Origin of the sequence: Saccharothrix luteola (genome assembly GCF_020859565.1) — a bacterium.
Lineage (GTDB): Bacteria > Actinomycetota > Actinomycetes > Mycobacteriales > Pseudonocardiaceae > Actinosynnema > Actinosynnema luteola.
Genome location: NZ_JAJHUO010000024.1, coordinates 169,758 through 175,851 on the forward strand (window position 1 = coordinate 169,758; position 6,094 = coordinate 175,851).

The following is a 6,094-nucleotide window of genomic DNA, read 5'->3' on the forward strand; positions in this document are numbered from 1 at the left end:
GTACCCGCGCGTCCCACCCGCGGGCGCTGCGCGTACCACCCGCGCGACAGTCCTACGTTCGGAACGCGCGTGTCGAACGCTCAGGACCACCGTGTCCTACGTTCAGGTACCCCGAATTCAACGCTCGGGTCAGTCGCCGTCGATGACGTCCGGGTCCAGGCCCAGGTAGTTGGCCACCTGCTCGACCAGCACGTCGTGCACCAGGTCGGACAGGTCGGCGCCGTCCTTGGCGCGCGCCTCCAGCGGACGCCGGTAGAGCACGATCCGGGCCCGGCGGTCGGCCCCGGCGGGCACGAGGCGGGCCAGCGGCACGTTGCCGTCCTCGACCACGTCGCCGTTGTCGTCCGACTGGATGTCCGGCACGTCGTCCACCGCGACGTCCAGCTGCGTGAGCTCCGTCCGCCACCGCGCCTCGATCGGCTCCAACGCCTCCAGCACCAGCGCGTCGAACCGCTCCGCCCGGCTGCGGGCCGCCGGCAACGTGGCCGGGTAGAGCGGACCTCGCAGCCCCCGACCGTGCCGGTCGCGGTTGCGTCGCCGCGGAGTGCCCTGCCGCCGTGAACCCCGAGCCATCACCACGAGGTAGAGGGTAGTTGTCCACCCGTGGACCCCGTACAGCCGGACCTCCGCGACCAGGCAACTTGCCGCGGCACGGCACCACCGCCAACGCCGCGCCGGAGGTAATCCAACACACGCCGCGCGGGACGCGATATCGTCCCCGCCGTGCGGAGCGTGAGACGGTGCTCGCGAACCGGGTGCGCGAACCCGGCAGTCGCCACGCTCACGTACGCCTATGCGGACTCCACCGCGGTCGTGGGCCCCCTGGCGACGTACTCCGAACCGCACTCCTACGACCTCTGCGAAGAGCACGCCCTGCGCCTCACCGCGCCGCGTGGCTGGGAGGTCGTCCGGCACCAGGGCGAGTTCCGCGCCCCCGAACCCACCGTGGACGACCTGACCGCGTTGGCCGAGGCCGTCCGGGAAGCGGGCCGGGCCACACCGCAGGTCGAACTGCCCGAACTGCCCGCCGGCACGATCCGGCGCGGTCACCTGCGCGTTCTGCCTGATCCGAACGAAGACTGAACGAAGACTCATCGACCGGACACGACGCTCACGCGCGCGCCGGTAGGCTTCCCAAGGCAGTGTCAAGAGCCAACTTGGGAGTGTGGTCGTGCGCGATCTGTCCGGCATCGTCAAGGCTTACGACATCCGCGGTGTCGTCGGCGAGCAGCTCGACGCCGACGTCGTGCGCGACTTCGGCGCTGCGTTCGCCCGCCTGGTCGGTGGCCCGACCGTGGTGATCGGGCACGACATGCGCGACTCCTCGCCCGGCCTGGCCGCGGCGTTCGCCGAGGGCGTCACCGCGCAGGGCGTCGACGTGGTCAACATCGGTCTGGCCAGCACCGACATGCTGTACTTCGCCTCCGGCAAGCTCGACCTGCCCGGCGCCATGTTCACCGCCAGCCACAACCCGGCGAAGTACAACGGCATCAAGCTGTGCCGCGCGGGCGCCGCGCCGGTCGGCCAGGACAGCGGCCTCGGCCAGATCCGCCAGGACGCCGAGGAGGGCGTGCCGGACGCCGAGGGCGTCGCGAAGGGCGCCGTCACCGAGCAGGACATGCTCGCCGACTACGCCGCCTACCTGCGGGAACTGGTCGACCTGAGCGGCAGCCGGCCGTTGAAGGTCGTGGTGGACGCGGGCAACGGCATGGGCGGCCACACGGTGCCGAAGGTGTTCGAGGGCCTGCCGATCGAGATCGTGCCGATGTACTTCGAGCTGGACGGCGACTTCCCGAACCACGAGGCCAACCCGCTGGACCCGAAGAACATCGTGGACCTGCAGGAACGCGTCCGGGAAGAGGGCGCGGACGCGGGTGTCGCGTTCGACGGCGACGCGGACCGCTGCTTCGTGGTCGACGAGCGCGGCGAGCCGGTGTCGCCGTCCGCCATCACCGCCCTGGTCGCGGTGCGCGAGCTGGCCAAGGACCCGGGCGGCACGATCATCCACAACCTGATCACCTCGCACGGCGTGCCGGAGATCGTCCGCGAGCACGGCGGCGTGCCGGTGCGCACCCGCGTGGGCCACTCGTTCATCAAGGAGGAGATGGCCAAGACCGGCGCCATCTTCGGCGGCGAGCACTCCGCCCACTACTACTTCCGCGACTTCTGGCGTGCCGACACGGGCATGCTGGCCGCGCTGCACGTGCTGGCCGCGCTGGGTGAGCAGGACGGCCCGCTGTCCGCCCTGACCAGCGACTACGCGCGTTACTCGGCGTCCGGTGAGATCAACTCGACGGTGGACGACCAGCAGGGCAGGCTGGCCGCGATCAAGGCCGAGTTCGGCGGGCGCGAGGGCGTCGAACTCGACGAGCTCGACGGCCTCACGGTGACCCTGCCGGGTGGCTCCTGGTTCAACCTCCGTGCGTCCAACACCGAGCCGCTGCTCCGGCTCAACGTCGAAGCCGCCGACGCGGCCTCCGTCGCGGCGTTGCGCGACGAGGTCCTGGCGATCGTGAGGGGATGAGCGCCGTGGCCGTCCAATTGGACCCGCAGTTGCTGGAGATCCTGGCCTGCCCGTGCCCGGAGCACGCGCCGCTGAAGGCCGGCACCGCGTCCGACCCGCTCGCGGACTACCTGACCTGCACCTCGTGCGGCCGGTCGTTCCCGGTCCGGGACGGCATCCCGGTGCTGCTGCTGGACGAGGCTGTCGAGCCGACGGCCGGGTGAGCTCGGGTGCTTGACGACAGCCTCCTCGACGACCAGTCCCGGCTCACCGACGCCGACCGGGAAGGTCTGCTGCGCGCCGCCGCACGGGCGGGCGCGCAGGTCCGCGCCACCGCCGAGGCGGCCGACGAGCTCGGCGTCGAGCGGACGTTCCAGGAGCGCCCGCGGGCGTTGGTGCTGGTCACGCGCCCCGGCGTCGGCCAGGCCATCGCCGGGGTGGTGGCCGCGCTGCTCGGCACGCGCTGCCCCGTGCCGGTCGTGGTCGCCGACGACGTGCCGACGTGGGTCGGCGCGCTGGACGTGGTCCTCGCGCACACCGAGGACCCCGGTGACGTGCGGATGGCCGAGTCGATCGACCGGGCGGCCCGGCGCGGCGCGCGGGTGCTGCTGACCGCCGAGCCGGACGGCCCGGTGGCCGCGTCCGCCGCGCAGCACGCGCTGCTGATCCCGCCCCGGGTGCCGGTGCCGCAGGGCTTCGGCTTCGCCCGGGGTTTCGCCGCCTGGGTGGTGGCGCTGAAGTCGTTGGGGCTGCTCGACGTGGACGTGCAGGCCATCGCGGACGAGCTGGACCGCGAGGCCGAGCGGTGCCACCCGATGCACGAGTCGTTCGTCAACCCGGCCAAGACGCTCGCGCTGCGGATCGCCGACCGCACACCGCTGCTGTGGGGCCTGGACGACCTGGCCACGGCGGTGGCGGCGCACGGCGCGGGCGTGCTCGCGACGTACGCGGGCGTCGTGAGCGACGTGGCCGGCTATCCTCAGGCCCTGACCCGGTCGGTGCTGCACCGCCGGGCGGTGCGCGGCACGTCGGGGGCGGACCTGTTCGCCGATCCGGACGACGAGCACGACGGCCTGGTCCGCGTGCTGCTGGTGGCCGTGCGCCGGGGCCCGCAGGCCGACTTCTCCCGGCGGGTCGCGATGGAGACCTTGTCCGGAGCCGACGTGCTCGAACCGGCCGAGGAGGTGAGCGGCGGCGAGGCCCTGTGCGCCGCGCTGCTCGCCCTGCGGTTCGAGCTGGCCGCGCTGTACCTGGGTCTGGCGGCGGGAACGCTGGGCGGACCCGGGCTGTACGCGCCGGCCGTGTGAGGGGATGACTGTGGATCTGCTGCACAACGCGGTGCGCGCGTACGCGTGGGGATCACGCACCGCCATCGCCGAGATGCTCGGGAGGGAGGTGCCGACGCCGCACCCCGAGGCCGAGCTGTGGATGGGCGCCCACCCCGGGGACCCGTCGCGGGTGGTGGGACCGGACGGCGAGGCGCGGTCGCTGCTCGACCTGCTCGCCGACGACCCGGACGGGCAGCTCGGCACCCGCCACGCCGACCGCTGGGGCAGCAGGCTGCCGTTCCTGCTCAAGGTGCTGGCCGCGGACGAGCCGCTGAGCCTTCAGGCGCACCCGTCGGCCGAGCAGGCGGCGAACGGCTTCGCCGCCGAGGACGCGGCGGGCGTGCCGATGGACTCGCCGATCCGCAACTACAAGGACCCGTCGGCGAAGCCCGAGCTGATCTGCGCGTTGACCGAGTTCCACGCGCTGGCGGGGTTCCGCGAGCCGGCGCGCACGGTCGCGCTGCTGCGGTCGTTGGACGCGCCGGACTTCGCGCCGTACGCCGAGCTGCTGGCCGCCCAGCCGGACGCCGACGGCCTGCGCGCCATGTTCACCACCCTCATCACGCTGCCGCAGACCGCGCTGGACATGCTCCTGCCGCAGGTGCTGGACGCGTGCGTGCTGCACGTGAAGGAGCACGGCGAGTTCGACCTGGAGTGCCGCACGATCCTGGAGCTGGGCGAGGCGTACCCCGGTGACGCGGGCGTGCTGGCCGCGCTGCTGCTCAACCGGCTCGTGCTGCGGCCCGGCGAGGCGATCTACCTGCCCGCCGGCAACCTGCACGCGTACCTGCACGGCACCGGCGTGGAGATCCTGGCGAACTCCGACAACGTGCTGCGCTGCGGTTTGACGCCCAAGCACGTGGACGTGCCCGAGCTGATGCGGGTGCTGGACTTCGGGTGCGGCGACATGCCCGTGCAGACCGGTGCGGAGACGGCGCCGGGGCTGTGGGCGTACCGGACGCCGTGCCCGGAGTTCGAGCTGTCGCGGATCGAGGTCGGGCCGTCGGTCGAGGTCCGGGTGGATCACAGCGGGCCGCAGATCCTGCTCTGCACGCGCGGTCGGGCGCGGTTGACCTGCGGTGACGAGACCGTGGAGCTGGTGCGCGGCCAGTCCGTGTGGCTGCCCGCGCGTGACCCGGCGGTTTCGGTCACGGCGGACGTGGACACCCAGCTTTTCCGGGCGACGCCCGGTGTTGAGTAGGGTCACACCGACAAATCGGACTTGGGCGCAAAGGGAGCAACCGTGTCAGCAGGGGGCGGGACCAAGGCGATCATCGCCGCACTGGTGGCCAATGCGGGGATCGCGGTGGCCAAGTTCGTCGGCTTCCTGATCACCGGGTCGTCATCGATGCTCGCCGAGTCGGTGCACTCGGTGGCGGACACGTCCAACCAGGGCCTGTTGCTGCTCGGGCAGAAGACCGCGCGGCGCAAGGCCACCCTGAACCACCCGTTCGGGTTCGGTCGGGACCGGTACTTCTACTCGTTCATCGTGGCGTTGATGCTGTTCAGCCTCGGCTCCGTGTTCGCCCTGTACGAGGGCATCCACAAGCTGGAGTCGCACGAGGAGCTGAGCAGCCCGATCGTCGCGGTGATCATCCTGGTCGTCGCGATCGGGTTGGAGACCTACAGCTTCCGCACGGCGATCGTGGAGTCGAAGGCGATCAAGGGGAACGCCACGTGGTGGCAGTTCATCCGGCAGTCGAAGGTGCCGGAGCTGCCGGTCGTGCTGCTGGAGGACGCCGGCGCGCTGTTCGGCTTGGTCCTGGCGCTGATGGGCGTCGGCCTGTCGACCCTGACCGGTGACCCGGTGTGGGACGCCATCGGCACCATCTGCATCGGTGTGCTGCTGGGTGTGATCGCGGTCATCCTGATCGTGGAGATGAAGTCGCTGCTGATCGGCGAGGGCGCCGCGCCGGCGGAGCTGGACGTGATCACGGACGAGCTGGCGTCCGGCCAGGTGCAGCGCGTCATCCACATCAAGACCCAGTACATCGGGCCGGACGAGCTGCTGGTGGCGGCGAAGATCGCGCTGAACCAGGGCCTGTCGATCACCGAGGTGGCCGAGGCCATCGACGCCGCGGAGCAGCGGGTCCGGGCCAAGGTCCCGGCGGCCAGGCTGATCTACCTGGAACCCGACCTCGACCGTTCGCTGACGAGCAAGTCGTAGTTCTCGCGAGACCTCGAAGGGGGGGGGGGGGGGGGGGGGGGGGGGCCCGGGGGGGGGGGGGGGGGCGCCCCGCCCCCCGGCGGGGGGGGGGGCCGC

At 72.1% G+C, this 6,094-nt stretch carries 7 protein-coding genes; 6 read left to right on the forward strand and 1 reads right to left on the reverse strand.

The window, feature by feature from the left end; genetic code table 11:
• Window positions 1–129: 129 nt before the first annotated feature.
• Window positions 130–573 (reverse strand): metallopeptidase family protein, encoded by a 444-nt coding sequence (locus LNK82_RS31350; protein WP_230570507.1) that lies wholly within the window; start codon window positions 571–573, stop codon window positions 130–132.
• Window positions 574–723: 150 nt separating this feature from the next.
• On the opposite strand from LNK82_RS31350, the gene LNK82_RS31355 reads away from it, so the two are divergent.
• The 6 genes from LNK82_RS31355 to LNK82_RS31380 all read left to right on the forward strand — a co-directional run bounded on the left by LNK82_RS31355 (window position 724) and on the right by LNK82_RS31380 (window position 5,998).
• The gene (locus LNK82_RS31355) at window positions 724–1,083 is read left to right on the forward strand and encodes a DUF3499 domain-containing protein (RefSeq protein ID WP_073885657.1); all 360 of its coding nucleotides are present in this window, start codon (window positions 724–726) and stop codon (window positions 1,081–1,083) included.
• Window positions 1,084–1,171: 88 nt separating this feature from the next.
• Complete coding sequence (locus LNK82_RS31360) at window positions 1,172–2,524, forward strand: phosphomannomutase/phosphoglucomutase (protein ID WP_230570489.1); 1,353 nt, start codon at window positions 1,172–1,174, stop codon at window positions 2,522–2,524.
• A 5-nt stretch (window positions 2,525–2,529) separates the two neighbouring features.
• Window positions 2,530–2,727 (forward strand): Trm112 family protein, encoded by a 198-nt coding sequence (locus LNK82_RS31365; RefSeq protein ID WP_053723294.1) that lies wholly within the window; start codon window positions 2,530–2,532, stop codon window positions 2,725–2,727.
• Between the two features lie 6 nt (window positions 2,728–2,733).
• Entirely contained in the window at window positions 2,734–3,810 is a 1,077-nt protein-coding gene (locus LNK82_RS31370; RefSeq protein ID WP_230570490.1) for an SIS domain-containing protein, read from the forward strand.
• A gap of 10 nt (window positions 3,811–3,820) precedes the next feature.
• Entirely contained in the window at window positions 3,821–5,032 is a 1,212-nt protein-coding gene (gene manA / locus LNK82_RS31375) for a mannose-6-phosphate isomerase, class I (protein ID WP_230570508.1), read from the forward strand.
• Window positions 5,033–5,074: 42 nt separating this feature from the next.
• Window positions 5,075–5,998, forward strand: coding sequence for a cation diffusion facilitator family transporter (locus LNK82_RS31380; protein ID WP_230570491.1), 924 nt, complete (start codon window positions 5,075–5,077; stop codon window positions 5,996–5,998).
• Window positions 5,999–6,094: the final 96 nt, after the last annotated feature.